The 23,006-nt window shown below is 39.9% G+C and carries 24 protein-coding genes and 1 pseudogene; 6 read left to right on the forward strand and 19 right to left on the reverse strand.

Features of this window, described 5'->3' with window-relative positions:
* Positions 1 to 246 precede the first annotated feature (246 nt).
* The 3 genes from F3G86_RS03350 to F3G86_RS03360 form a co-directional block, all read right to left on the reverse strand.
* Positions 247 to 1,143, reverse strand: coding sequence for a glutamate--tRNA ligase family protein (locus tag F3G86_RS03350; RefSeq protein WP_149722989.1), 897 nt, complete (start codon positions 1,141 to 1,143; stop codon positions 247 to 249).
* Positions 1,121 to 1,366 (reverse strand): RNA-binding regulator, encoded by a 246-nt coding sequence (rbp, locus tag F3G86_RS03355; RefSeq protein ID WP_009294719.1) that lies wholly within the window; start codon positions 1,364 to 1,366, stop codon positions 1,121 to 1,123. The genes F3G86_RS03350 and rbp overlap by 23 nt, the downstream gene beginning before the upstream one ends.
* 224 nt (positions 1,367 to 1,590) lie before the next feature.
* A complete protein-coding gene (locus F3G86_RS03360; RefSeq protein WP_149722990.1) occupies positions 1,591 to 2,142 on the reverse strand; it encodes a DJ-1 family glyoxalase III in 552 nt (183 codons plus the stop codon).
* 81 nt (positions 2,143 to 2,223) lie between these two features.
* Here F3G86_RS03360 and F3G86_RS03365 point away from each other — a divergent pair, with 81 nt between their 5' ends.
* On the forward strand, positions 2,224 to 2,481 hold the full coding sequence (locus F3G86_RS03365) for a SelT/SelW/SelH family (seleno)protein (RefSeq protein ID WP_257639680.1): 258 nt from the start codon (positions 2,224 to 2,226) through the stop codon (positions 2,479 to 2,481).
* Between the two features lie 43 nt (positions 2,482 to 2,524).
* On the opposite strand, the gene F3G86_RS03370 is transcribed toward F3G86_RS03365, so the two are convergent.
* The 9 genes from F3G86_RS03370 to pheS all read right to left on the reverse strand — a co-directional run bounded on the left by F3G86_RS03370 (position 2,525) and on the right by pheS (position 12,984).
* Entirely contained in the window at positions 2,525 to 3,136 is a 612-nt protein-coding gene (locus F3G86_RS03370; RefSeq protein WP_149722991.1) for a DUF4304 domain-containing protein, read from the reverse strand.
* A 24-nt stretch (positions 3,137 to 3,160) separates the two neighbouring features.
* The gene (gene efp / locus F3G86_RS03375) at positions 3,161 to 3,727 is read right to left on the reverse strand and encodes an elongation factor P (RefSeq protein ID WP_004317246.1); all 567 of its coding nucleotides are present in this window, start codon (positions 3,725 to 3,727) and stop codon (positions 3,161 to 3,163) included.
* 21 nt (positions 3,728 to 3,748) lie between these two features.
* Complete coding sequence (serA, locus tag F3G86_RS03380; protein WP_223228549.1) at positions 3,749 to 5,329, reverse strand: phosphoglycerate dehydrogenase; 1,581 nt, start codon at positions 5,327 to 5,329, stop codon at positions 3,749 to 3,751.
* On the reverse strand, positions 5,323 to 5,805 hold the full coding sequence (locus F3G86_RS03385; protein WP_021093120.1) for a hypothetical protein: 483 nt from the start codon (positions 5,803 to 5,805) through the stop codon (positions 5,323 to 5,325). Before F3G86_RS03385 ends, serA begins: the two co-directional genes overlap by 7 nt.
* Before the next feature lie 5 nt (positions 5,806 to 5,810).
* Positions 5,811 to 7,487: a 30S ribosomal protein S1 gene (locus F3G86_RS03390; protein WP_149722993.1), complete on the reverse strand. Its 1,677-nt coding sequence runs from the start codon at positions 7,485 to 7,487 to the stop codon at positions 5,811 to 5,813.
* Positions 7,488 to 7,567: 80 nt separating this feature from the next.
* Entirely contained in the window at positions 7,568 to 8,392 is an 825-nt protein-coding gene (locus F3G86_RS03395) for a 4-hydroxy-3-methylbut-2-enyl diphosphate reductase (protein ID WP_103616995.1), read from the reverse strand.
* Positions 8,373 to 9,659: a 3-phosphoshikimate 1-carboxyvinyltransferase gene (aroA, locus tag F3G86_RS03400; RefSeq protein ID WP_149722994.1), complete on the reverse strand. Its 1,287-nt coding sequence runs from the start codon at positions 9,657 to 9,659 to the stop codon at positions 8,373 to 8,375. The genes F3G86_RS03395 and aroA overlap by 20 nt, the downstream gene beginning before the upstream one ends.
* Entirely contained in the window at positions 9,656 to 11,992 is a 2,337-nt protein-coding gene (gene pheT / locus F3G86_RS03405) for a phenylalanine--tRNA ligase subunit beta (protein WP_149722995.1), read from the reverse strand. The genes aroA and pheT overlap by 4 nt, the downstream gene beginning before the upstream one ends.
* Positions 11,989 to 12,984, reverse strand: coding sequence for a phenylalanine--tRNA ligase subunit alpha (gene pheS / locus F3G86_RS03410; protein WP_004317202.1), 996 nt, complete (start codon positions 12,982 to 12,984; stop codon positions 11,989 to 11,991). The genes pheT and pheS overlap by 4 nt, the downstream gene beginning before the upstream one ends.
* Positions 12,985 to 13,102: 118 nt before the next feature.
* On the opposite strand from pheS, the gene F3G86_RS03415 reads away from it, so the two are divergent.
* Positions 13,103 to 13,456 (forward strand): histidine triad nucleotide-binding protein, encoded by a 354-nt coding sequence (locus F3G86_RS03415; protein ID WP_149722996.1) that lies wholly within the window; start codon positions 13,103 to 13,105, stop codon positions 13,454 to 13,456.
* Between the two features lie 76 nt (positions 13,457 to 13,532).
* On the opposite strand, the gene F3G86_RS11175 is transcribed toward F3G86_RS03415, so the two are convergent.
* From F3G86_RS11175 to argH, 3 genes and pseudogenes are all read right to left on the reverse strand, one after another.
* Positions 13,533 to 13,841 carry a CZB domain-containing protein gene (locus tag F3G86_RS11175; RefSeq protein WP_375338548.1) on the reverse strand — a complete coding sequence of 103 codons (309 nt, stop codon included), beginning with the start codon at positions 13,839 to 13,841 and terminating at the stop codon, positions 13,533 to 13,535.
* A gap of 54 nt (positions 13,842 to 13,895) precedes the next feature.
* Positions 13,896 to 14,204 (reverse strand): annotated as a pseudogene (locus F3G86_RS11180) (methyl-accepting chemotaxis protein); the annotation flags it as partial.
* A 457-nt stretch (positions 14,205 to 14,661) separates the two neighbouring features.
* Positions 14,662 to 16,062, reverse strand: a complete 1,401-nt coding sequence (gene argH / locus F3G86_RS03425; protein ID WP_149722998.1) for an argininosuccinate lyase — start codon at positions 16,060 to 16,062, stop codon at positions 14,662 to 14,664.
* 269 nt (positions 16,063 to 16,331) lie between these two features.
* Here argH and F3G86_RS03430 point away from each other — a divergent pair, with 269 nt between their 5' ends.
* Positions 16,332 to 16,721, forward strand: a complete 390-nt coding sequence (locus F3G86_RS03430) for a hypothetical protein (RefSeq protein WP_012001374.1) — start codon at positions 16,332 to 16,334, stop codon at positions 16,719 to 16,721.
* Positions 16,722 to 16,723: 2 nt separating this feature from the next.
* On the opposite strand, the gene F3G86_RS03435 is transcribed toward F3G86_RS03430, so the two are convergent.
* Genes F3G86_RS03435 through F3G86_RS03450 form a run of 4 tightly spaced genes read right to left on the reverse strand, consistent with a single transcriptional unit; the run spans position 16,724 to position 20,199 of the window.
* Entirely contained in the window at positions 16,724 to 17,263 is a 540-nt protein-coding gene (locus F3G86_RS03435; protein WP_149722999.1) for an oxidoreductase, read from the reverse strand.
* 2 nt (positions 17,264 to 17,265) lie between these two features.
* Positions 17,266 to 19,443: a heavy metal translocating P-type ATPase gene (locus F3G86_RS03440; RefSeq protein ID WP_149723000.1), complete on the reverse strand. Its 2,178-nt coding sequence runs from the start codon at positions 19,441 to 19,443 to the stop codon at positions 17,266 to 17,268.
* A gap of 1 nt (position 19,444) precedes the next feature.
* Complete coding sequence (locus F3G86_RS03445) at positions 19,445 to 19,648, reverse strand: heavy-metal-associated domain-containing protein (RefSeq protein ID WP_009294304.1); 204 nt, start codon at positions 19,646 to 19,648, stop codon at positions 19,445 to 19,447.
* Positions 19,645 to 20,199 carry a GNAT family N-acetyltransferase gene (locus F3G86_RS03450; RefSeq protein ID WP_149723001.1) on the reverse strand — a complete coding sequence of 185 codons (555 nt, stop codon included), beginning with the start codon at positions 20,197 to 20,199 and terminating at the stop codon, positions 19,645 to 19,647. Before F3G86_RS03450 ends, F3G86_RS03445 begins: the two co-directional genes overlap by 4 nt.
* A 151-nt stretch (positions 20,200 to 20,350) precedes the next feature.
* Between F3G86_RS03450 and F3G86_RS03455 the strand changes: the two genes are divergently transcribed.
* The 3 genes from F3G86_RS03455 to F3G86_RS03465 are packed head-to-tail and all read left to right on the forward strand — an operon-like array spanning position 20,351 to position 22,931.
* A complete protein-coding gene (locus F3G86_RS03455) occupies positions 20,351 to 21,058 on the forward strand; it encodes a YebC/PmpR family DNA-binding transcriptional regulator (protein WP_009294306.1) in 708 nt (235 codons plus the stop codon).
* Between the two features lie 11 nt (positions 21,059 to 21,069).
* Positions 21,070 to 21,564: a peptidylprolyl isomerase gene (locus F3G86_RS03460; RefSeq protein ID WP_021085768.1), complete on the forward strand. Its 495-nt coding sequence runs from the start codon at positions 21,070 to 21,072 to the stop codon at positions 21,562 to 21,564.
* A gap of 11 nt (positions 21,565 to 21,575) precedes the next feature.
* Entirely contained in the window at positions 21,576 to 22,931 is a 1,356-nt protein-coding gene (locus tag F3G86_RS03465; RefSeq protein ID WP_149723002.1) for a cation:dicarboxylate symporter family transporter, read from the forward strand.
* Positions 22,932 to 23,006: the final 75 nt, after the last annotated feature.

Genomic DNA, 23,006 nt, shown 5'->3' on the forward strand with positions numbered 1-23,006 from the left:
CCCCTTATCCCCCTTTTTAAATCCCCCAAACCCCTCGCACGTTCAAGGTGCATGCGATAGTGCTAACGCACTGCATGCGGTTTGCTTCTAAGAAATTTATAACAAATTTTAAAATTTCATGAACGAGTAATTTCGGCTCTGATTTTAGTGACAAGCTTTGCGAGACCTAAAAACAGTAGTCAATTCTTGCGAGTGAATGGAATTTTAAAATTTGCAAAATAGTTTTTTTAAAAATCTAAATTTTTATCAAATTTTAGAGCGCATCAACCTCTCGGCTATATTTTTAAATCTAAATTCATAAAGCAGGTTTGAAATTTTGTCTGCTGAGTTTAAATTTAGCCCAAGATCGTTTGCTAACATTTTGTAATAAAATTGAGGATTTTGGTTTAGATCAATAGGTGGCGACTTGGAGCTTTTAGAAAGCTTTTTAGCTCCGTCTAAAAGTAGCTTGTGGTGGATAAATTTAGCATTTAAAAAGCTAAAATTTAGCCTTTTTGCAAGGTATCTTTGAGCTAGCGTGCAAGGCAGCAAGTCCTCGCCTCTAACGACCAAATTTACCCCCATATCTTCATCATCAATGACGCTTGCAAAGTTATAAGCTGGGGTAAAATCCTTTTTATAAATGACAAAATCGCCCATCTGCGCTGCCACTTGCCTACCAAGCTCGTCATTTTCATCCACGCTTAGTCTAATGGCGGTTTTATCTTTTATAAATTTTAGCTTTTTGTCTTTGCAAATTTTAGTGTAAATGCCGTTTTCATAGGCATCTTTGGTAGCTCTTGTGCATTCACAAATGTAAATTTCATCTAGCTTTTCAAGTGCGTTTTCATATCTTTTAGCTCTTGTTTTGAAGCTAAAATTTTGCTCAAAGTCATCTATACTTTTAGCACCTTTGTCATAGCAAAGTTCTAGAAATTCTAAAACGTCAAAGATATTTTGAACAAATTCGCGCCGGTATCTGCCAAGGTCATAATCATCAATCCTTAAGTGCAAAACGCCGCCCAGTGAGCGCGTCAAAAGGTAAGTCAAGATGAAGTTGTAGGCGTTGCCAGCGTGCAGGTAGCCGCTTGGCGTCGGAGCTATGCGAGAGACTATGCCACCAAATGGTGGCAAATAGTCATTAATCCCTTGGTCTAGCCTCATTTACTCTTAAAGTGCGTCCGCCAAGTTCTTTTTCATTTAGTGCGTCAATCGCCTTTTGGCCCTCGTTTGCGTCGTCCATTTCAACAAAGCCAAAACCTTTTGAGCGGTCTGTCTCTCTATCTTTTACGATTTTTGCGCGCCTTACTTCACCAAATTGTGCAAAAGCTTCCTTCAACTCTGCCTCTGTCGTTCTATACGACAAATTTCCTACATAAATGTTCACAGGATTATTCCTTAAAAAAATTATCGATCTGATCGATTAGAGAAATAATAGCTTATTTCCGTCAAAAAGATGTAAAAACCAAGAAAAATATTACAATTTTTTAAAAAATATCCTTAAATGCAACAAATCGCAACAATACGGCATTATAATATCTATCACTAAACAAAATTTATCCTTAAGTTTAAGTAGAATAATTAAATAAAAAATTACAATTTTTTTATAAACTATTTATAAAGTAAATCATTTTTTACTTTAAGATAGCTCTCTTCGCCAAGCAAATTTTTCACTATAAAAAGTGCAAATTCCATAGAAAAAGCTGGTCCTTTGCCGGTGATGATGTTTTGATCTTTTAGCACGTTTTTATCGCTCAAGCAGCCTCTTTTGTCGCTTCTTACATTTTCTTCAAATCCAGGATAGCAAACAAAATGCTCTTTAAGCACACGAGCTCGCTCAAGCACCATAGGAGCGGCACAAATGGCACAAATTAACTTACCTTTTTTATCAAATTCTTGCAAAATTTCTCTTAGTTTGGCGTCATTTGCAAGATTTTCTGCACCAGGCAGACCTCCTGGAAGCACGATCGCATCATAGCCTAGCTCCTCCACCTCACGAAGTGTGACATCAGCTTTTACACTTATGTTGTGAGCACCCCTGATCTGCGCGTCCTTCAAGCTAGCGATAGATGCTATCGCGCCTGCTCTACGCAAAACATCGACGGAGGTTAGCGCCTCGATCTCCTCAAAACCATCAGCTAGGATTACGGCTACCTTTTTCATAAAATCGTCCTTTCTCGTGTTATCTGTTCGTTAGGATAAATTTTATATAATCAAAGCTTATTTCACAAGAAAGGACAGAGCATGCAAGTAAAAATTATTTACTGCAACTCTTGAAACTATCGTCCGGTAGCTTCTCGTGTAGAAGATGAAATAAAAGCGAACTTTAGTGATGCAAGAGTCGAGTTGGTTGTAGGAGATGGTGGAAATTTCATCGTCGAGGTTGATGGAAACGTTATCTTTTCTAAAAAAGATCGCATCGGAAACGATGAGTCAAGGTTCCCACACGGCGAAGAGATCACAACTCTTATAAACAAATATCTCAAAGAAAAGTCGGCTTAATGCTAACTAGCGGGGCAGGCAACTGCCTCGTTTTGCTCAAAATTTACTCTTTAAATTTTATCTCATCTTTTTTATATTTTCTAAGTAGCTCATTTATCTGGTTATCAAATTTACCCCATCTTGCTTCACTGCCATGCTTTGCGAAGAGCCTTTTGGCATGAGAGATCAAAATTTCACTTTTATCTTTTATCAAAAGATATTCGTAGAGCTGATTTATCGCTGCAAGACCGTTTTGTTCGAGCATTAGCCCTATTAAATTTTCCTCCGAGCTATTTTGCTCAAAAAATTTAAAAACAAAGCCAAGATCGTTTGCCACATTTTCATAAATTTTAGCCACGTCACTATCTAGCTCTAGCTCGTAGTATGCAGTAGCCGTGCGAGTGATTTCATGTACTCTAGCTCTAAAATGGCACTCATACTCTTTTGGCTTGCTAAGCGCTTCTTTGCCAAGAGTAGCCTCTAAAAAAGGGGCGTAAATGCCGCAATTTATATAAAATCTTGTGCGCTCTGAGCCATTACCACTACTTTTTTGAAAATTTATAACGTAGATAAAATTTGGAGTATTTTTGTAGAAATTTAAAGCGCTCTTGCTAAAGCCATTATCCTTAAATAGCGGCTTTAGTAGAGCGATAAGCTCGTCAAATTTCTCTTTCATAAATTTAACGCGCCAGATGTATGGTTATTTATTTGCGCGCTCGATGTACTCACCACGAACTGTATCAACGCGGATGACCTCGCCTTCTAGTACGTGAAATGGTATCTGAACTACCGCGCCGCTCTCAAGAGTAGCTGGCTTTTTGCCACCTTGTGTATCGCCCTTGAAATTTGGTGGAGTTTCAACTATCTTAAGCTCGACCACTTGTGGTACTTCAACGCCGATTGCGTTGCCGTTGTGAAATAAAATTTCAACCATCATGCCATCGATCATCCACTTTTTAACATCACCCACGTCCTCATCGCTGATCGCAACTTGCTCGTAAGTAGTCGTGTCCATAAACTGGCAAAACTCACCATCATCATAGAGATACTGCATCTCTTTCTCTTCAAGATGCGGCTGCTCGCACTTATCACCTGCGTGAAAAGTCTTTTCAAGAACCTTTCCATCGACAAAAGATTTGATCTTTGCACGAACAAAAGCTGCACCCTTGCCCGGTTTAACGTGTTGATATTCTACGATTTTATAAGGAACGCCATCGATCTCGATCTTTAGTCCCTTTTTTAGATCGCCCATTGAATATGAAGCCATTTTTTATCCTTTCAAATTTGTTTATATAACTGCGTATTGAGCCCAAACACAAGCTTCAAGTGCGTTTAATCTCTCTAGCGTTTCTGTTTTTATATGTTCATCAACCAAGATGACCGCAAGCGCCATGCCGTGCTCATCTCTGCCAAGGCGGAAGTCTGCGATGTTTATCTTCTCATCAGCTAAAATTTTACTGATCTGAGCGATAACGCCTGGTACGTCGTGGTTTTTAAAGATGATCATCTTACCTTTTGGTTTAAAGTCAGTCTTAAAGCCATTTACAGTCACGATGCGTTGCTGATTTTCACCAAAGACCGTGCCACCAACGCTTACAATGCCATTTTCAGTAGTAATTCGAACTGTGATCTTGTTTTTAAAGATACTATCTCCACCTGTGCTAGTTTCAGTAGTTATGCCTTTTTCATCGCATAAAAATTTAGCATTTACGTAGTTTATCGCATCGCCAAGACTCTCTTTTAGAGCGCCCACTATGGCAAATGTTAGCAGTGAATTTGCATATTCGCCAATCTGCCCGTGAGTCTCTATGCGGATAGCCTTGATGGCGCTTTTGTTGATCTGAGCTGCCAAGAAAGCCATCTTGCTTGTAAGATCAATATAAGGCTCAACAAACGGCGGTAGATCTTCTGTTTTTATAGGTAAATTTAAAGCGTTTGGATAGCTTATACCACGTGCTGCCAAGATAGCTTGCTCGACTGCCTCTACTGCGATGTTGCGCTGCGACTCAAGGGTATTTGCTCCAAGATGTGGCGTGACGCTTACATTATTTAGATCAAGAAGCGGATGACTTGTTGCTGGCTCTTTTGTAAAAACATCGATGCCAGCAAAAGCCACCTTGCCGCTTTTTAGCCCCTCATAAAGCGCCTCTTCGTTATAAAGGCCGCCCCTAGCGCAGTTTATAAGTCTTACGCCATCTTTCATCTTTGCTATCTCTTTAGCGCCTATCATATCGGTTGTCTCTTTGGTCTTTGGAGTGTGGATCGTGATGAAGTCACATGCTAAGATGTCGTCAAAATTTTTAGTATAAGTGCCGCCCATATCGATGACCTTAGATGGATCGATGTATGGATCGTATGCTATGATATCCATGCCAAAAGCTTTTGCGCGAGTTGCTACTCTTGAGCCGATGTTACCAAAGCCGATCACGCCTAGTTTTTTCTTAAACAGCTCAACCCCGTACCACTTCTCACGCTTCCAAATTCTATCTAGCTTTAGATCGTTATGAGCGTACTCGAGCGATCTTGCGGCCGCTAGCATGTGAGCCATAGTTAGCTCAACTGCTGCGATAGTATTTGCAGTTGGGACGTTCATAGCAATGATGCCTCTTCTTGAACAGCCATCTATATCAACATTATCCACGCCAACACCAGCTCTAACGATAGCTTTTAGTTTTTTACCGGCTTCTAAAAACGCCTCATTTACCTCAGTCGAGCTTCTAGTGATCGCCACATCAGCCTCGCCTAAAATTTTTAAAAGCTCGTCTTTTGGAGTATTAACTGCGTCTATTATATTTATATCTTGCTCTTTTTTTAAAAGCTCAAAACCTACTGGGTGTATCGCGTCGCAAACAATGATAGTTTTCATAATTTTACCTCTCTTACACTTGAGTGGATGTCGTAAACTCTTAGTTGCAGTATGATATTTTGAAGCAACTTTGAGTCTTGAGTATTTAAAAAGATCTGGCTTTTGGCGCCATCCTTTACAACAGTGAAATCAACCTCGCTACTTCGCAAAGTCTGCATCAAACAGAACATAGAGTAGATATCGTTTTTATCTATCAAAAGTTCGTATGCTGTGATCTTTGGCTTTTCTATCTTAGGTCGGTTGTATTCTATAAAAATTTCATTTACTGGCAATACGTAATCTTTTTTCTTAATAGTTGCCAGCTCGTTGATCCAGTTTTCACTGCCGGCTGTGTTTTTGGTTATATTTTGCTCGTTTGTTATATTGTTTTCTGGGATCTGGCTGAAATTTACGCTTGCAAATTTAACAAGATAAATTCCAACCAAACCTAATATCACAAAGAGCAGAACAACTACTAATAAAAGTGTGCGTCTGCCCATTTATACTAGCGTAATTGTTCTTTTATAATGTCGCCAAGTGTTACTTTGTCATCGTTGTCGTTGATCTCATTTAACACTTCACGCTCTTTTTGTTTTGCTAAACGGCGTATGCTTAGGCGAATTCTATTTTTCTTCTCATCGATAAATGCGATAGCAGCCTCGATTTCATCGCCGATATTTAACGTGCTAGCATCTACACTGCCTAGATCTTCTTTGCGGATTAGCGCATCGACGTTATCGCCAAGCTCAACAAATACGCCAAACTCTTTAATGTCACGGATCGTTCCTTTTACGATGTCGCCTACACTAAATTTATTAGCAAATGCTTGAACTGGACTTTGTTTTAGATCTTTTAAGCTTAGAGAAATTTTTTGCTCAGCGCTGTCAATTTTGATGATCTTTACTTCTAGCTCGTCGCCAGCTTTGAACATATCTTTACACTTGTCGTTTCTATCCCAAGAAGCGTCTTCATTGTGTAGCAAGCCCTCAACGCAGCCTACTCTAACAAATGCACCAAAATTTGTGATAGTTGTTACAACGCCTTTTACTACGTCACCCTCTTTAAATTTTGCTTTAAATTCATCAAATGGCTTTGGAAGTAAATTTTTAAGGCTCACTCTTAAGCGGTGTCCTTTTGCGTCTATTTCGATAACCTCAACATCGATCTCTTGGCCTTCGCTGATATGATCTTTTGGATTTTTGATATTTTTGTCCCATGAAATTTCAGATATATGTAAAAATCCTTCAATATCATTTCCAAGATCGACAAATGCGCCATAAGGCTCGATATTGCTAACTGTTACTTTTATAGTGTCGCCAACTTCTAGGCCGTCGCTTATGATCTCTTCCCAAGGATCTGGAGTAGCTGCCTTGATAGATAGAGATAGATGGCGTTTTTCGTTGTCATAGCTGATAACTTTAACTAAAACTTTATCGCCTTCTTTGTATAAAGAGCTAGGATTTACCGGGCCTTTGTAGCTTATCTCGCTGTAGTGAACAAGTCCATCTACACCGCCAACATCAACAAACATACCATAAGTTGTGATTTTCTTAACTATGCCCTCTATAACGCTATCGTTTTCTACTATGCTTGATAGGGCTTCTTTGCGTTTTTTGCGGTCGTCATCTAAAATTTTCTTTCTTGAAACAACGATGCTGTTCTCTTCTTTATCGACTTTTATAACTCTTACTTTGTATGATTTTCCAACTACGCCCTCAGCGTTTTTAAATCCGCTGTGCGTTCTTGGTAAGAAAAATTCTACGCCATTTGCGTCTTGAGTGATAAAACCACCTTTATTTTTTCCAACTACTTTTACGTCGATTTCGCCAGAATTTTCAGGATCGTAAGCTTCAATGAAAGCTTTAACTTTCTCTTTTCTAAGTGCTTTTTTGTGCGACACTATAGGTCTTCCATTTCTTGATCCAGTTATTACAACTTTGATCGTATCGCCAACTTTATGCGTCAGGTTACCGTTTGCGTCAGTAATCTCAGAAACATTTAAAATGCCTTCTGACTTCTTGCCAACGTCGATTAAAACCTCATCGCCATTGATACTGACGATCTTTGCGTCACTATCTTCTTCAGTCTTTTTAAAAGACTCCTCTAACATCGCAGCAAAATCGATATCTTCGATATCTTCGTCTTTTGCTTTTCCTAATTGAACACTTTTGTTCACAGCCATCTTGATCCTTTAAATTTTATTATGCCAATAGAGGCAAATTGGCTTATTATAGTTAATTGTGGCTTTAGCTAGGATAAATTTTATACTTTTTTGATTCTATCAACGACTTTTTGTATGATCCAGTCAGGTGTGCTAGCACCAGCACTTATGCCACACAAATTTTTGCCATCAAACCATGATCCCTCAAGCTCTTCTTCGCTTTCTATTAGGTAGCTATCTTCGCAGAAATTTTTAGATATTAGGTAGAGCTGTTTTGTGTTTGAGCTGTTTTTTCCGCCGATTATTATCATCACGTCAGCTCTTTTTGCCAAATTTTTAGCAGCCTCTTGGTTTTCAAATGTCGCGTTACAGATCGTGTTAAAAACACGCAGCTCTTTTACATGAAGCATGAGATAGTTTGCGATCTGCATAAATTTCTCAACTTTTCTAGTCGTTTGACTAACAAGCGCTACCTTTTGCTTAAATTTAATGCCCTCTAGCTCGCTCTCTTCAAGCACGACATAGACGTTGCCCTTAGCATACGACTTCACCCCTTTTACCTCTGGGTGGTGCATGTCGCCAAAAATCACCACATCATAGCCCTCTTCGCTCATTTTTTCGCAAATTTGTTGTGGCTTTGTCACAAACGGACAAGTTGCATCTATCACTTTTATATCGGTTTTTTTTAGCTCTGCAAGGTCATTTTTTGTGATGCCATGAGTGCGGATGATCGCCTTTTTCTCATCTTTTAGCTCGCTTATGCCTTCAAGCGTCTTTACATTGTAGTTTTTCTCAAGCCTGTTTATCTCTTCATTGTTATGGATGAGCGGACCGATAGTTGCGGCATCTCCAGCATTTTCAGCTATTTTTATAGCCCTTTTTACACCAAAGCAAAAACCATAACTACTAGCAAGCTCGATCTTCAACTCTAGCTCCCATTTTCTTTAAAATTTCAGCAAAATTTGGAAACGAAGTGGCGATAAATTCGCTCTTTTCTATCTGCATGCCACATTTTAGTCCAAGTATGGCAAAGCTCATGGCGATCCTGTGATCTCCGTGGCTATCTATCGTGGCAAATTTAGCCTCAGAGCCATTTATGATAAAGCCATCTTCAAGCTCGCTAGCATCGACACCGCACTGCTTTAGCGCATTTATCGTGACAGCTATCCTGTCGCTCTCTTTTACGCGAAGCTCTTTTGCATTTGTTAGCTTGCTTTGACCCTTTGCGCAGGCAAATGCGATGGCTAAAGCTGGGGCTTCGTCGATGAGCCACGAGATATTTTCGCTAACTTCTACGCCTTTTAAATTTGGCGAGTACTTGACCTCGATATCGCCGATATCTTCGTATTTGCTTGAAGTTTTATGAAATTTTATCTCAGCGCCCATTTTTTCTAAAACTCTGTAAGCTTCGATGCGAGTTTTATTTAGTAAAATATTTTTTAAAATGATATGCGAATTTGGGATGATTAGAGCTGCAACTGCAAAGAAAAATGCCGAACTTGGATCATTTGGCACGTCTATATCAAGTGGCGAAAGTGGCGATGTCATCGGCTCTAGAGTGATCTCTAAGCCGTCACGCTTTATATCAGCTCCCATGCCAGCAAGCATGCGCTCAGTGTGGTCTCTACTTAGCTCTGGCTCGCTAAATTTGCAACCATTTGAGTAAAGAGCTGCTAGCAAAAGCGCGCTTTTTACCTGAGCTGAGGCGATCTTACTATCAAAACTAAATCTTTCAAATTTCGTCCCTCTTATGCAAAGAGGAGCGTTGTTTGCACTGTTTGCGCCATCTATCTTTGCCCCCATCTCATTTAGAGGTTTTGCTATCCTTGCCATCGGACGAGAATTTAAATATTTATCGCCACTTAGCACGAAAAAGCCATCCTGTGCGGCTAGTAACCCCATAAAAAGCCTCATCGCCGTGCCTGAGTTGCCACACTCTAAAATTTCATTTGGCTCTTTTATCTTTTGTGGCGGAGTGATTATTATCTCAGCGCCGTTATCTTCGATCTTTGCACCTAAGAGCTGAACGATCTTTAAGGTATTTAGCGTATCGCCTGCTCTTAGGTAGTTTCTAACACGAGATGGTTTGTCACTTAAAAGCGAAAAGATCACGCATCTATGCGAGATAGACTTATCAGCTGCGATGTCGTCGATAGTTAAATTTAAACTTTTTTCTAGTGGATAAATTCTCATCTTATACCGATATTTAGTTTCTCTTTTAGCTCGCTTAAAATTTTATCCATAAGTGCGTTTATATCGTCATCTTCGAGCGTTTTTTCCATATCTTGGAATGTAAATTTAAGACTAAGGCTGATCGCGCCGTTTAGTTTCGCGTCTTTATAGATATCAACCGGCAAGAACTCTTTTAGCTCTTTTAAATTTAGCCCTCTTATGCACTCATAAATTCGTCCAGCCTCGAAATTTTCAGGCACGATGAGGCTAAGATCTCTTGTCGTGCTTTGAAATTTAGAGTATGGCACTGCTAAGACCGGTTCAAATTTAAGCTTTGCAAAATCAATCTCGCAGACATAAGTTTTTGGCAGATCTCTTTTTGCCTCCACTCTTGCATCGACTCTGCCGATATAGCCGATCTTTTCACCATTTTGATAGAGATGTGCCTGCTCGTATGGGCTAAGATATGTGATCTCACGGCAAGGTTTTAGCTCAAATTTACCTATGACATTTTGCACCATTGCCGCAAATGCGTAGAAATTTGCCTCCTCGCCCTTTGCGCCGTTTATCAGTGTTGACTCTTTTAAGAGACCTGATACGACAAAGCCTAAATTTATACCTTGATTTGCGTTTTCATCAAAAACTTCGCCAAGCTCAAAAAGCCTAACTGAGCGTTTTGAGTTTTTGATATTTTTTTCGCTAGAGCTTAAAAGATGGTTTAAAAGTGCTGGTCTAAGCGTGTTTAGCTCGTTGTTTATAGGATTTAGTATCTTGATCTTGCAAGGTTTGAAATTTAGCTCACTTAGCTCATCAAGGCTGTCAAATACGTAGTGCACGCTTTCAAAAAAGCCGTTGCTAGCTGCGCGGTGTCTTAAATTTAGAGCATTTTTATAGTCAAAATATGTCTTATTTAGCCTATTTTTCTCTGCGAAATTTAGCGGCGTTGAGGCGATATTGTCGATGCCTATTATCCTTACGATCTCCTCGCAAATATCATGCGAATTTACGATGTCGTGGCGAAATAGCGGCACTTTTACGTTAAAGCTCTCTTGCTCAACATTTACCGCGATCTCAAAGCCAAGTTTCTTTAAAATTTTAACAACATCGTTTCTTGCAACCTCTTGACCGATCATATTTTTAAGCTCGCCAAGTGAGATGCTAAGCGTGATAGGCTCGGTGTTTAGAAGTGATTGCTGTGAGCCTGCAAAAAGGCTTAGGCTATCTTTAAAGCCAGCTAGCCTTTTAAAAAGATAGTCCGCCCCGTAAGCTAAATTTGGCTCACTACCACGGCTTGAGCGATAAACCTGATCACCTTTTGGTAAATTTTTATTTTCAAAAATGGCTTTTGAGACAACATCTGGTTTTACGTAGCTAGCCTCTACCAAGATCACCTTTGAACCCTCATCGACCCTAGCCTCATCGCTTTGGTAAATTCCAGCAACGCCTAAATTTTTATCCTCAAAAAAAACCACGCACTCGCCATTTTCGCCATTTTTGATGTCAAAAACAGCTTTTTCACCCTCGCCAACAAGCTTAGCGTGATCATAAGCTCTAAACAAGACGCCCGTGCAAAATGTCGCGTATTCAAGCAGTCTTTCTACTAAATTTGTCTTTTGGCACTCGATAAGAGCTAGCCTCAAGCGAGTTAATAAATTTTCACTTAATGCATTTTTTAGCTCAAATGCTTTATACAAAAATGAGCCATTTACCTTATCTTCGGTTCGCACAGACGCGATCCTGCCGATGCCTAGTAAATTTTCGCTATCTTCATTTTCGTGACTATCTTTCATATTTAGATCAAGTGCGGTGCAAATTTCTCTTGCGATGCCGTGTAAATTTTGGCAGTCGCCCCTATTTGCTGTGACATCAACCTCGATGATCACATCTTTAAACGCTTCAAATTCACCAAGACTTGTGCCAAGTTTTAGCTTACCGATACTCTCATCAAGTGGCAATATACCGTCATTTGTCTTTGGTAGTCCTAGCTCAGTTGAAGAGCAGATCATACCACATGACTCGATGCCTCTTAGCTTTGCCTTTTTGATCTCAAGACCATTTGGCATCGTCGTGCCAATGAGCGCAACTGGCACAAACTGACCAGCCTCGACGTTTTTTGCACCGCATACGATCTGAAGCGTTTCGCTGCCAACATCAACTTGACAAACGCTTAGTTTATCGGCATCTGGGTGTTTTTCTCTACTTTTTACGTAGCCAACTACGACGCTTTTTGGTAAATTTATCTCTTTATAGCTATCAACTTCTAAGCCGATAGAGTTTAATGTCCTTGAAAGTGTCTCGCCGCTAACCTCACTAAGGTCGATCCACTCGTTTAACCAATGCTTTGAAATTATCATTTAAACTGCTCCAACAATCTTAAATCTCCCTCAAAAAGTGACCTTAGATCAGGCACTCTATGAAGCAACATCGCAAATCTCTCAACCCCAAGGCCAAAGGCATATCCACTTACATTTTTATAGCCAACTGCCTTAAATACATTTGGATCGACGACGCCGCATCCAAGCACCTCGAGCCAAGTAGTCTGCTTGCACACCCTGCAGCCCTTGCCGTGGCAGAATATACAACTAATATCAACCTCAGCGCTAGGCTCCGTAAATGGAAAGAAGCTAGGGCGAAAACGCACTTCAACGTCGCCAAACATGTGCTTTAAAAAGCCTTCAAGCATTGATTTTAAATTTGCAAAGCTCACTTTCTCAGCGTCCTCCACCACAAGGCCCTCGACTTGGTGAAACATCGGTGTATGCGTTAGGTCCATATCGCGTCTAAAGACAGTGCCTGGCGCTATCATGCGGATAGGTGGCTTTTGATTTAACATAGTTCGCACCTGAACTGGGCTCGTATGCGTCCTTAAAAGTCTAAAATCATCTAGGTAAAATGTGTCTTGCATATCCCTTGCTGGGTGGTATTTTGGTAAATTTAGCGCCTCAAAGTTATGAAAATCATCTTCTATAAGAGGTCCAGTCTCGAGCGAAAAATTTAGAGCTAAAAAATACTCAATTATCTTATCCATCGTAGCCATCACAGGGTGCAGCGCCCCGCTAGCAACAGGCTCGTTAAAAAGCGTGATATCAGCGGCCTCTTTTTTCATCTTGTTATCTATCTCTTGCTCGCTAAGCTCGGCTTTTTTAGCTTCTATAAGCGCGCTTAGCTCATCTCTTTGCTTGTTTAAATTTGCTGCAAATTCCTTTTTTTCATCCTCGCCAAGCTCTTTTAGTTTTGCAAAACCTTGCGCCAAGATGCCCTTTTTGCCAAAAATTTCTACCCTGACCTTCTCTAAATCATCAAGAGTTGAAATTTCATTTTTGATTTTATTAATGAAATCTTGCAATTTTTTACCTTTATGAATTTTTGCATCGATTTTATAGAAAAAGAGTTAAAATCAAGATAAAAAGCGCGAAATTTAAGCACACTTTGATATAATTTCTCAAACTTTCAAAGGAGCTAAAATGACCATATTTGAAAAGATCGTTACTGGTGAAATTCCTTGTAACAAAGTGCTTGAGAGCGAGAAATTTCTAGCTTTTAACGACATAAATCCAAAAGCGCCGATCCACATCCTTATCATCCCTAAAAAACACTACAAAAACTTCCAAGAGATGGACCCAGTTTTGATGGGTGAGATGACTAAATTTATCCAAGAAGTGGCGAGCTTAATGGGCGTTGATAAGAGCGGATACCGCCTCATAACAAACTGCGGTGAAAACGGCGGTCAAGAGGTCATGCACCTACACTTTCACCTACTTGCTGGTGCAAAACTTGGCTGGAGCGAAGGCGTAGCTGATCCACAAAGCACATTTTAATCCAAATTTAGACTCTTTTTGAGTCTAAATTCCACTTCAAAATTTTACTTTTTAAAACATCTAAATTTAAATAAATTTACTTCCTAGCAGCTTTTACCGCCTCAAGTAACTCTTCAAAGCCAGCTTTGCTTGAGTGCTCGACATCTTTTAGTATCTCGACACCTGCTAAATGTCCCTTATCTTTGTCAGCAAAAATCGCCATAGCCTTATCTAGTCCGTGATGGACATTTTCGTGGTGCGCAGCTATGCTTGAGAGGGTTCTTGGATCTTTTATGATGGTATTTTTCACATCTTTTTCATACCACTTGCCAAATCTACACTCATGCACGTCTTGAATTTTATTTATCTCGCCAAGCAAGACGCCTCGGTAGCCATTTAGCTTCATGTTGATGTGATCTATCTTGCCGTTACTGACATTGACCTCATTTGTTACGTTTAGGGCTTGATTTAGGATGTTTTGCGTATTGGCATTTACGCTTGAGATGTTGCCCTCAAAGCCACCTAAAATTTGCATCGCATTTGCTGAAATTTTAGAGAAATTCTCGCTCATTTCGATCATCGTATTCGCACTTTGCTTAAGGCCATTTATATTTACTTCAACCTCAAGTGTCGCTTTTTGAGTGCGCTCTGCAAGCTTTCTAACCTCATCTGCAACGACCGCAAAGCCACGTCCATGCTCGCCCGCACGAGCCGCCTCGATAGCAGCATTTAGCGCTAGCAAATTTGTCTGATCTGAGATGTCTTTTATGAGATTTATGATCTCAACGATAGAATTTACGCTTCCATCAAGCGAAGAGGCGTCGTTTGAGAGATCGCCGCTCATCTGGCTCACTTGCTCGATCGAGCTTAAAATTTCAGCCGTTTGAGACTTGAGCTCGCCTGTTTTTTTGAAGGTTTTTTCATTTAAATGGTTTATATTTTCAAGCATTTTTAGATTTTCTTCGATGGTTGATTGCAAGAAATTCATACCATCTTGATAGCTAGTAAGCAGCAAATTTACAGCCTCTTGCTTATCCTTAGCTTGCTCTTTTGGCTCGCAAGTTTTGGCATTTTTTAGCTCATTTTTAAGTGCTAAAATTTCAGCCTTTAAAGCTTCATTTTCTCTTTCTAAAGCTTCATTTTTACTACCAAGCTCTTTGCTTTTGCTGTCAAAAAACATTTTTCATCCTTTAAAATTTGTAAATTACGCGTAATTATAACTATTTTTACTTAAGCCAGTCGTCTAAAATTTTAATTTGCTCTTCAACGCTTTTGTTTGCCGTGCCGCCTTTTGAAGTGCGGGCCTCTTTTGAAGCATGCAGATCTAGAAATTTAATGGCATTTTCATCTAAATTTTCATCTACGCTTTTTAGTTGCTCTTTGTTTAGCTCACTTAGATCAAGTCCCAAGCTTTCAGCCTTTGCGACAGCCTTGCCGGTGATAAAGTGCGCCGTTCTAAATGGGATATTTTTCTCACGCACTAGGTAGTCCGCTAGATCAGTGGCACTTAGATGCCCTGTTTTTGTCGCTTTTAGCATATTTTTTTCATTAAATTTAGCCGTTTTTATCATCTCATTTAGGATAGTAGCCGAGCTTAAAATGGTCGCAACGCTATCAAAAACGCCCTCTTTATCTTCTTGCATATCTTTATTGTAAGCAAGTGGCAAGCCCTTCATCGTAGTTAGCAGCGCTACCAAATTTCCATTTACACGCCCAGTTTTACCGCGTATGAGTTCAGCGACGTCTGGGTTTTTCTTTTGAGGCATAATGGAGCTGCCAGTGCTATAAGCGTCACTAATGCTTACAAAGCCAAATTCCTGCGAGCTCCAGAGTATGAGCTCCTCGCAAAGCCTAGAAGCGTGCGTCATAAAAACACTAATGTTAAATAAAATCTCCAGCGCATAGTCGCGGTCGCTCACGCTATCCATCGCATTTTGCGTGCAGCCTGCAAAGCCAAGCTCGCTCGCAACGATGCTCCTATCTATCTTATGTGGCGTGCCTGCAAGGGCTGCTGAGCCAAGCGGACTTAGGTTGTTTCGTTCATACGAGCTAACAAATCGCTCAAAATCCCTCTTAAACATAAACGCGTATGCTAGCAAATGGTAGCTAAGGCTTACTGGCTGGGCATGCTGAAGGTGCGTGTAGCCTGGCATTAGCGTATCTTTGTGGTTTTTGGCTAAATTTGTAAGCGTGGCAATGAGCTCTTTGATGAGAGATGAAATTTCTAAATTTTTCTTCAAAACGTAAAATTTAAAATCAAGTGCGACTTGATCGTTTCTGCTTCTAGCTGTGTGAAGTCTGCCGCCAAGCTCAGCTCCGATGATCTCGCTAAGGCGCTTTTCAACGGCCATGTGGATATCCTCATCCTCTATCTTAAAAGCAAATTTACCAGCTCTTATCTCAGCCAAAACCTCATCAAGCCCTTTTATAATCGCCTCTGACTCGTCTTTTTTTAAAATTCCGCAAATTCCTAGCATTTTAGCGTGTGCCTTACTGCCAGCGACATCCTCTTCAAAAAGATTTTTATCAAAATTTATAGAAGCGTTAAATTCCTCAAGCAACTTCGAGCTAGCCTCGCTAAATCTGCCCTCCCACATCTTTTTATGTGCGTTTTCATCTTTTTTCATAGCTTTGCCTTTGATTAGTTTTGCGTGATTTTAACAAAATGGTGCTTAACTAGGCTTTTACGAGCATTTTAAAAATAATTTTTTTGATCAAAAAAGTGAAATGTAATATAAAAATTATGCTAGAGTGGTAAAAAAGTTATATATATAATTTACATTTAAGGTTATTAAAATATAATTCGCCCAGCAACTTTTTAAAAACTATTTCAAGTTTTTTGATTTATTGCCGATATAGTTTTAAATGAAGAAATAAACTAAAAAGGAAGGACGATATGCAAATAGATGCAAATATGAACTCAAATGTTTTCTATCATAATGGCTACACATCTATATCATCAAGTAGCGCTAAAACCAGCATATTAGTATCTTCTGGCTATGGCACAAAAGATATCGTTAGAAGTAATGATGTGCATGTCGAACAAAGAGAAGAAGTTAGACAAAAACCTACAATTATTAGAAAAGAAGATGTCACAGAGTTACAAAAAAATTTAGAAAAATTACAAGATCAAAGAAGCGATATAGCTGATCAAATTTCAAGCATCCAGCACCTGAAAGATCGTGATTCTATGCAGATGCTTCATCATCTAAATTTAGAACAATCAAGCATTCAGAATAACATTTTAAGTATTAAAACTCAAATGACAGAAATGGTACAGGCTTAAGACTAAGCCTTACCGATAATAGTTTTTAAAACCAAACAAAAATCCTCTAAAAAGTATCCCATTGACTTATAGAAGTTACTGCTAGCATTTTGTTCAAGCTCTTTTGCAAGTTGCTCGGCATAAGGTAAGAAAAACGAGAGGCTAAAAGCAGCAAGAAGCTGCATAGACTCTTTTGTCGCCTCTTTTTTTAAGATATTTGCTATCAAAATGAGCTGATTTGAGATGCTATCAACCTCACCCATTTTTGGCTCAAATTTTATTGCTTTATAAAATTGTGCCAGATCATCTTTTGCGCTTGAGAAATAGTAGCTTGCTTCAAATTTTGCCTTCAAAATGACAAAATCATCACACAAGGCCGCACTACTCTCATCTTTGATAAATTTAGCGTAAAGCTCATTTCCTTTTATGTTTGCATCGCTCTTTGTCTGCGTTATCCACGCATTTGTCTTTTTGATACGCATAAAAGATGAGACACCTAAGATGCCATTAAAATTTGTAGCAAGTGCAGCCGCTACGACGCTATAAAGCTCTCCAAGTCTCAAATTTAATCCTTAAGCTTCAAATATCTAAGTCTAAGCGCATTTAGCACGACAGTGACCGAGCTTAAGCACATCGCCATAGAGCCATAAACTGGGCTTAAAAGCAGTCCAAATACCGGATATAGCACGCCAGCAGCCACTGGTATGCAAATGGCGTTATACATAAATGCCCAAAACAAATTCTCTTTTATGTTAGCAATAGTCGCATTTGCAAGCTTTACAAGCCCACTTACGCCGTGCAGATCGTTTTTTACAAGCACGATATCACCAGCGCCTTTAGCGATGTCTGAGCCTGAGTTCATAGCGATGCCAACACTTGCTTCTTTAAGCGATGGTGAGTCGTTTATGCCGTCCCCTACAAAGATCACGCCACCTCGGCTCATGAGCTCTTTTACCTTATTAAATTTATCCTCAGGCAGCATATTTGCATAATATTCGCTCACATTTAGCTTGCTAGCGATATTTGCCACTACTTTTTTATCATCACCTGAGAGGATTATGCTTTGTAAATTTAGCCTTGAAAGCTCGTTTATAACGTCATTTGCTTCATTTTTTAGCTCATCACTTAACGTTAAAAAGCCACTAAATTTTTGATTTAGCGCACAAAGTATGACGCCGCTTCCATCACTTGTAGCCTCTTTTATTGCCTCACTATCAGCTTCATTTAGCAAGATATTGTTTGCTGCGAGCAGTTTTTCGTTGCCTATTATTATCTTTTCACTCTCATCTTCATAGACGATGCCTTGACCAACTACGTTTTGAAATTTACCATTTAGCTTTTGTAAATTTATGTAATTTTGTTTTGCGTATCTTACGATCGCTTTTGAGATCGGATGCTCGCTTAAATTTTCAGCAGATGCCACTAGCTCTAACTCTTTTTCGCTCAAATTTGAACTTTTGACGCTGATTAGCCCCTTACTTAGCGTGCCAGTTTTGTCAAATGCTACAAATTTAGCATCTTTTATAAGCTCCAAAACCTCTGGATTTTTCACCAAAATCCCAGCTTTTGCACCACGCGAGAGGGAGCTTACGATTGCTATTGGCGTGGCAAGTCCTAGTGCGCATGGGCATGAGATGATAAGCACGCAGATCGCGCTAGAGATCGCATAGGCGAAATTTCCACTAAAAATTATCCATATAAAAAATGTAAGAACTGAGATCGCCACGACGCTTGGCACAAAGATGTTTGCTATCTTGTCAGCCAGCCGTCCGATAGGCATCTTTTTAGAGCTAGCGTCGCTTAGTAGGCTTAAAATTTGAGATAGCAAGCTCTCGTAAGAACTCTTTGTCACCTTGACGCTTATATAGCCATTTGTGTTTAGAGTGCCGGCAAATACGCTATCTCCCGCCTCTTTATAAACTGGCAAGCTCTCTCCTGTAAGCATAGAAGCATCTATCTCGGCGCCGCCTTGGACTATCACGCCATCACTTGGGATGTTGTAGCCATTTTTTACGATGACGATGTCGCCTACTTTTAGCTCATTTACATTTACCTCTTTGCTCTGGCCGTCTGGCATGACCAAAAAGGCGGTCTTTGGTGAAATTTTAAGTAGCGTCTTTAGGTAGTCGCCTGCCTTTGCCTTTGAGCGCTCTTCAAGATACTTGCCAAGCAAAACAAAGGCTATTATCATCGCTGCGCCCGAGACATAGACGTTTTTTAGATCATCTGGGATAAAATTTGAAAAGATCACAACAAAAAGCGAGTATAAAAACGCACTGCCACTTCCAAGAGCTACAAGCACGTTCATATCGTAGTTTTTGTTTTTAACAGCCTCTATGGCGTGAGCAAAGAAGTCTTTGCCACTAAAAGCTAGCACCAAAAACGCTAAAACTAGCATGAGTAAATTTACTAGCAAGTTATGAGGCGCGAACATCTCAAGCGCCATTATCACGATGCTTGTGATAAATGCAAATATAAATTTATTTCTTATCGAGGTTATATGCTCGTCTCTTTTGGCTTCAAATTCATCAATATTTGTCGCCACAAAGTAGCCAAGCTTCTTTATCTTTTGCTCTAAAACTTCACGCACGCTGGCGTCTTTTAGGACAAACTCACCGCTTGCATTTGCAAAATTTACATTTGCTTCAAGCACCCCATCTATCTTTTTAGAAACTTTCTCGATAGCGTTTGAGCAATTTACACAGCTCATTCCCGCTATATTTAGCTTGACTTTTAAAGGCATATCAAAGCTCCTTTATAACGTCAAATCCCAGATCAGCCATTTCTGATTTAAATTTCTCTACATCGCCATCTTTTATATCAACGCTTACTTGTCTTGGCTCTTTGCTAAGATCGACTTTTATCTCGCCAAAGTCATCTTCAAGTGCGTTTTTTATAGTATTTGCGCAGTTTTGGCAATGCACGTTATTTACCTCAAATGTTTTCATATTATCTCCTTTATCATGTGGTCGTATTCGTGTAAATTTATGATCTTTTTGGTGTTAAATTTAAAGCCAAGGCTCTCGTAAAATTTACGAACTTTTGGCTTATTTATATCAACTATCAGCGAGACCTTTTTATGTCCTAGCTCTTTTGCTTTGGCAAATGAGTGCAAGATAAGCTCTTTTGCAAGCCCTTGGCCTCTAAATTTCTCATCCACAGCAATGCTATCTATATAAAACTCATCATCAAAGCACTCTTTTTCTACCTCGGTATCTTTGCCAAGCGCCTTTAGATGCTGAGAAATTTCTCTATCAAACTGCCACGCGTCGCCACCAAAGTAAGCGCACATCGCAGCGATGATCACGTCGTCAAGTTTATAGACATAGACATTTTTATAGCTAAGTCTATTTGTCTCGCTTTTAAAAAATTTCTCTAAAATTTCATCGCTTTTTGCAGGATCGTCGTAGCCACTTAGCTTGTAGGCGATATCCTCCATCGCTAAATTTAGTAGTTTTATGCAGATTTTTGCATCTTGTTTTTGAGCATTTTTTATCATGAGTATGATTATATGCCTTTAGCTTAAATTTTTACCAAATATTATTTTCAAATTTGCAAATTATGCACTTTAGCAGGCAAACTAAAAATGTTTTAAAAAAGTATAAAATTTTTTTAGTTATAATCCGTAAAAAATTTATTTAAGGATATTTATGGGACGAGCATTTGAGTACCGAAGAGCAGCAAAAGAAGCTAGATGGGATAAGATGAGCAAGGTATTTCCAAAACTTGCAAAGGCTATAACAGTAGCGGCAAAAGATGGCGGATGTGATCCAGATATGAACCCAAAACTTCGCGCAGCCATCGCAGCAGCAAAAGCTGAAAATATGCCAAAAGATAACATCGACGCAGCTATAAAAAGAGCAAATGGCAAAGATAGCGCTGATATCAAGACTATCTTTTATGACGGCAAAGCAGCTCACGGCGTGCAAATCATCGTTGAGTGCGCCACTGACAACCCAACAAGAACAGTTGCAAATGTAAAAGCGATATTTAGCAAAAATGGCGGAGAAATTTTGCCAAGTGGCAGCCTTAGTTTTATGTTTACAAGAAAGAGCGTTTTTGAGCTTGAAAAGCCAAGTGCAGATATTGAAGAGATCGAGCTTGAGCTGATTGATTACGGACTAAGTGACATCGAAGAAGATGAAAACGCACTATTTGTTTATGGCGATTACGCAAATTTTGGCACACTTCATGAAGGCATAGAGAAGCTAAATTTAGTAGTTAAAAAAGCTTCACTTCAGTACTTACCAAATCAAACCGTGAGCCTAAATGAAGAGCAAATGCTTGAGGTTGAGAGGCTTCTTGACAAGCTAGAAGACGACGATGACGTCCAAGCAGTTTATACAAATATCGAGTAAAAAGGAGCAACATGCGTTTTGATGAGTTAAAAGTTTATGATATAAATTTAGACGAGCTAAAAAAAGATAAATTTGCAGTTTTAAAGACAGAAAAAGGCGATATCAAACTTGAGCTTTTTGCCGAGGATGCACCGCAAGCTGTTGCAAATTTTGTCCATTTGATAAAAACAGGCTTTTATAATGGCCTAAATTTTCACAGAGTTATACCAAATTTCGTCATCCAAGGCGGCTGCCCAAATGGCACAGGCACAGGCGGTCCTGGCTGGAGGATAAAATGCGAATGCGACAACCAAAAGGTAAAACACGAGCGTGGCAGCCTTAGCATGGCTCATGCAGGCCGTGACACTGGCGGATCGCAGTTTTTCATCTGCCACAGCAAGCAACCTCATCTTGACGGCGTGCATACAGTCTTTGGAAAGTGCGTTGATGACGAGAGTTTAAAGGTGCTTGATGCTATCAGACAAGGCGACAAGATCCTCTCAGCAGAGATCAAAGAGAGCCTATAAAAGGGGAATTTATGGAGAGTGCAAAAACGCAAAAAAGTCTCTTTGTGAGACTATTTACCAATCTCGCCATTTGGGTTGTGATAGGTATAGTTGGCGGTGTTATCGTCGGTATGGTCGCACCTGAGCTTGGCATAGCGAGCAAGCCAGGCATTGATTATTTTATAAAAGCCCTTAAAATTTTAATCGGCCCTATCATCTTTTTAACGATCGTCTCAGGCATCGTCGGACTTGAGAGCTTAAAAGATCTTGGCACCATCGGACTTAAGGCATTTATCTACTTTGAGATAGTTAGCACGCTCGCTCTTGCTGTTGGTATCATCTTTGGCGAGACGCTTCGTCCAGGACACGGCATGAACCTTGACTACACTCAGCTTGACGCCTCAAGCGTGGCTAAATTTACATCTCAAGCTGGCAGCATGGATGCAAATAGCGGCTTTTTAGCGCATACGCTTCATCTTTTAAGAGGCGCTGTGCCAGTAGATGACATCTTCCCTTACGTGCACATACTTGATCCATTTATAAAGTCAAACACACTTCAAGTGCTTTTCATGGCGATAGTCGTTGCCATCGTGCTTTCGCTACTTGCGCATGATAAAAAGCAAGCTTGTCTAAAACCGCTTGAATTTATCCAGCACTACGTCTTAAAGCTACTTACTTGGCTTATGCTATTTAGCCCAGTGGCAGCCTTTTCGGCGATGGCTTATTTGATCGGTAAATTTGGCATCGGAACGCTTCTTGGTATGATGGAGCTTCTTGTTGTTATGGCACTTGCAAGCTGCTTTTTCATCTTTGTCGTGCTTGGCGTCATTTGCTACTTTGCCAAGGTCAATGTCTTTAAATTTATGCGCTTTATCTCAAAAGAGGTCTTGGTCGTTTTTGCGACAAGCTCGAGCGAGACAGCTCTTGCACCACTTATGCAAAAGCTAGAAGCAGCTGGTATAAATAGAGGTGCAGTTGGCCTTATCATCCCGACTGGCTACTCATTTAACCTTGACTGCACCAACATCTATCTAAGCCTAAGCGTTATCTTCCTAGCTCAAGCGTTTAATATCCCGCTAAGTTTTGAACATCTAATAAGCATACTAATCGTGCTAATGATCACAAGTAAAGGCGCAGTTGGCGTTACAGGATCTGGCTTTGTCGTCCTTGCTGGCACACTAAGCGCACTCCCAAGCACTGGCATACCAGTAGTCACCGTGGCTGTGCTACTTGGCGTTGATAAATTTATGTCAGAGATGCGTGCTGTTGGTAACCTTTGCGGTAATGCCGTTGGCTGCATGATCGTTTCTATCTGGGATAAAAAGGTCGATATGGAGAAATTTAGATATGCACTAGATCATCCAGACGAATTTCACTTCCACTCATAATAGAATTTTTAAGGGGCAAATCGCCCCTTTTTATCTTAAAATTTACTTCAAAACTTAAAGTGCTTATCCCCTATT

Origin of the sequence: Campylobacter concisus (genome assembly GCF_902460595.1) — a bacterium.
In the GTDB taxonomy this organism is placed as follows: Bacteria; Campylobacterota; Campylobacteria; order Campylobacterales; family Campylobacteraceae; genus Campylobacter_A; species Campylobacter_A concisus_BL.

Excerpts from the sequence above, each read along its gene's own strand:
- pheT (WP_149722995.1), bottom strand. The coding sequence starts at position 11,992 with ATGATAATTTCAAAGCATTGGTTAAACGAGTGGATCGACCTTAGTGAG.
- F3G86_RS03350 (WP_149722989.1), bottom strand. The coding sequence starts at position 1,143 with ATGAGGCTAGACCAAGGGATTAATGACTATTTGCCACCATTTGGTGGC.
- aroA (WP_149722994.1), bottom strand. The coding sequence starts at position 9,659 with ATGAGAATTTATCCACTAGAAAAAAGTTTAAATTTAACTATCGACGAC.
- F3G86_RS03450 (WP_149723001.1), bottom strand. The coding sequence starts at position 20,199 with ATGATAAAAAATGCTCAAAAACAAGATGCAAAAATCTGCATAAAACTA.
- F3G86_RS03430 (WP_012001374.1), top strand. The coding sequence starts at position 16,332 with ATGCAAATAGATGCAAATATGAACTCAAATGTTTTCTATCATAATGGC.
- F3G86_RS03370 (WP_149722991.1), bottom strand. The coding sequence starts at position 3,136 with ATGAAAGAGAAATTTGACGAGCTTATCGCTCTACTAAAGCCGCTATTT.
- F3G86_RS03455 (WP_009294306.1), top strand. The coding sequence starts at position 20,351 with ATGGGACGAGCATTTGAGTACCGAAGAGCAGCAAAAGAAGCTAGATGG.
- F3G86_RS03465 (WP_149723002.1), top strand. The coding sequence starts at position 21,576 with ATGGAGAGTGCAAAAACGCAAAAAAGTCTCTTTGTGAGACTATTTACC.
- F3G86_RS03385 (WP_021093120.1), bottom strand. The coding sequence starts at position 5,805 with ATGGGCAGACGCACACTTTTATTAGTAGTTGTTCTGCTCTTTGTGATA.
- argH (WP_149722998.1), bottom strand. The coding sequence starts at position 16,062 with ATGAAAAAAGATGAAAACGCACATAAAAAGATGTGGGAGGGCAGATTT.
- F3G86_RS11175 (WP_375338548.1), bottom strand. The coding sequence starts at position 13,841 with ATGAAGCTAAATGGCTACCGAGGCGTCTTGCTTGGCGAGATAAATAAA.
- F3G86_RS03460 (WP_021085768.1), top strand. The coding sequence starts at position 21,070 with ATGCGTTTTGATGAGTTAAAAGTTTATGATATAAATTTAGACGAGCTA.
- F3G86_RS03415 (WP_149722996.1), top strand. The coding sequence starts at position 13,103 with ATGACCATATTTGAAAAGATCGTTACTGGTGAAATTCCTTGTAACAAA.
- F3G86_RS03360 (WP_149722990.1), bottom strand. The coding sequence starts at position 2,142 with ATGAAAAAGGTAGCCGTAATCCTAGCTGATGGTTTTGAGGAGATCGAG.
- F3G86_RS03440 (WP_149723000.1), bottom strand. The coding sequence starts at position 19,443 with ATGCCTTTAAAAGTCAAGCTAAATATAGCGGGAATGAGCTGTGTAAAT.
- F3G86_RS03445 (WP_009294304.1), bottom strand. The coding sequence starts at position 19,648 with ATGAAAACATTTGAGGTAAATAACGTGCATTGCCAAAACTGCGCAAAT.
- F3G86_RS03390 (WP_149722993.1), bottom strand. The coding sequence starts at position 7,487 with ATGGCTGTGAACAAAAGTGTTCAATTAGGAAAAGCAAAAGACGAAGAT.
- efp (WP_004317246.1), bottom strand. The coding sequence starts at position 3,727 with ATGGCTTCATATTCAATGGGCGATCTAAAAAAGGGACTAAAGATCGAG.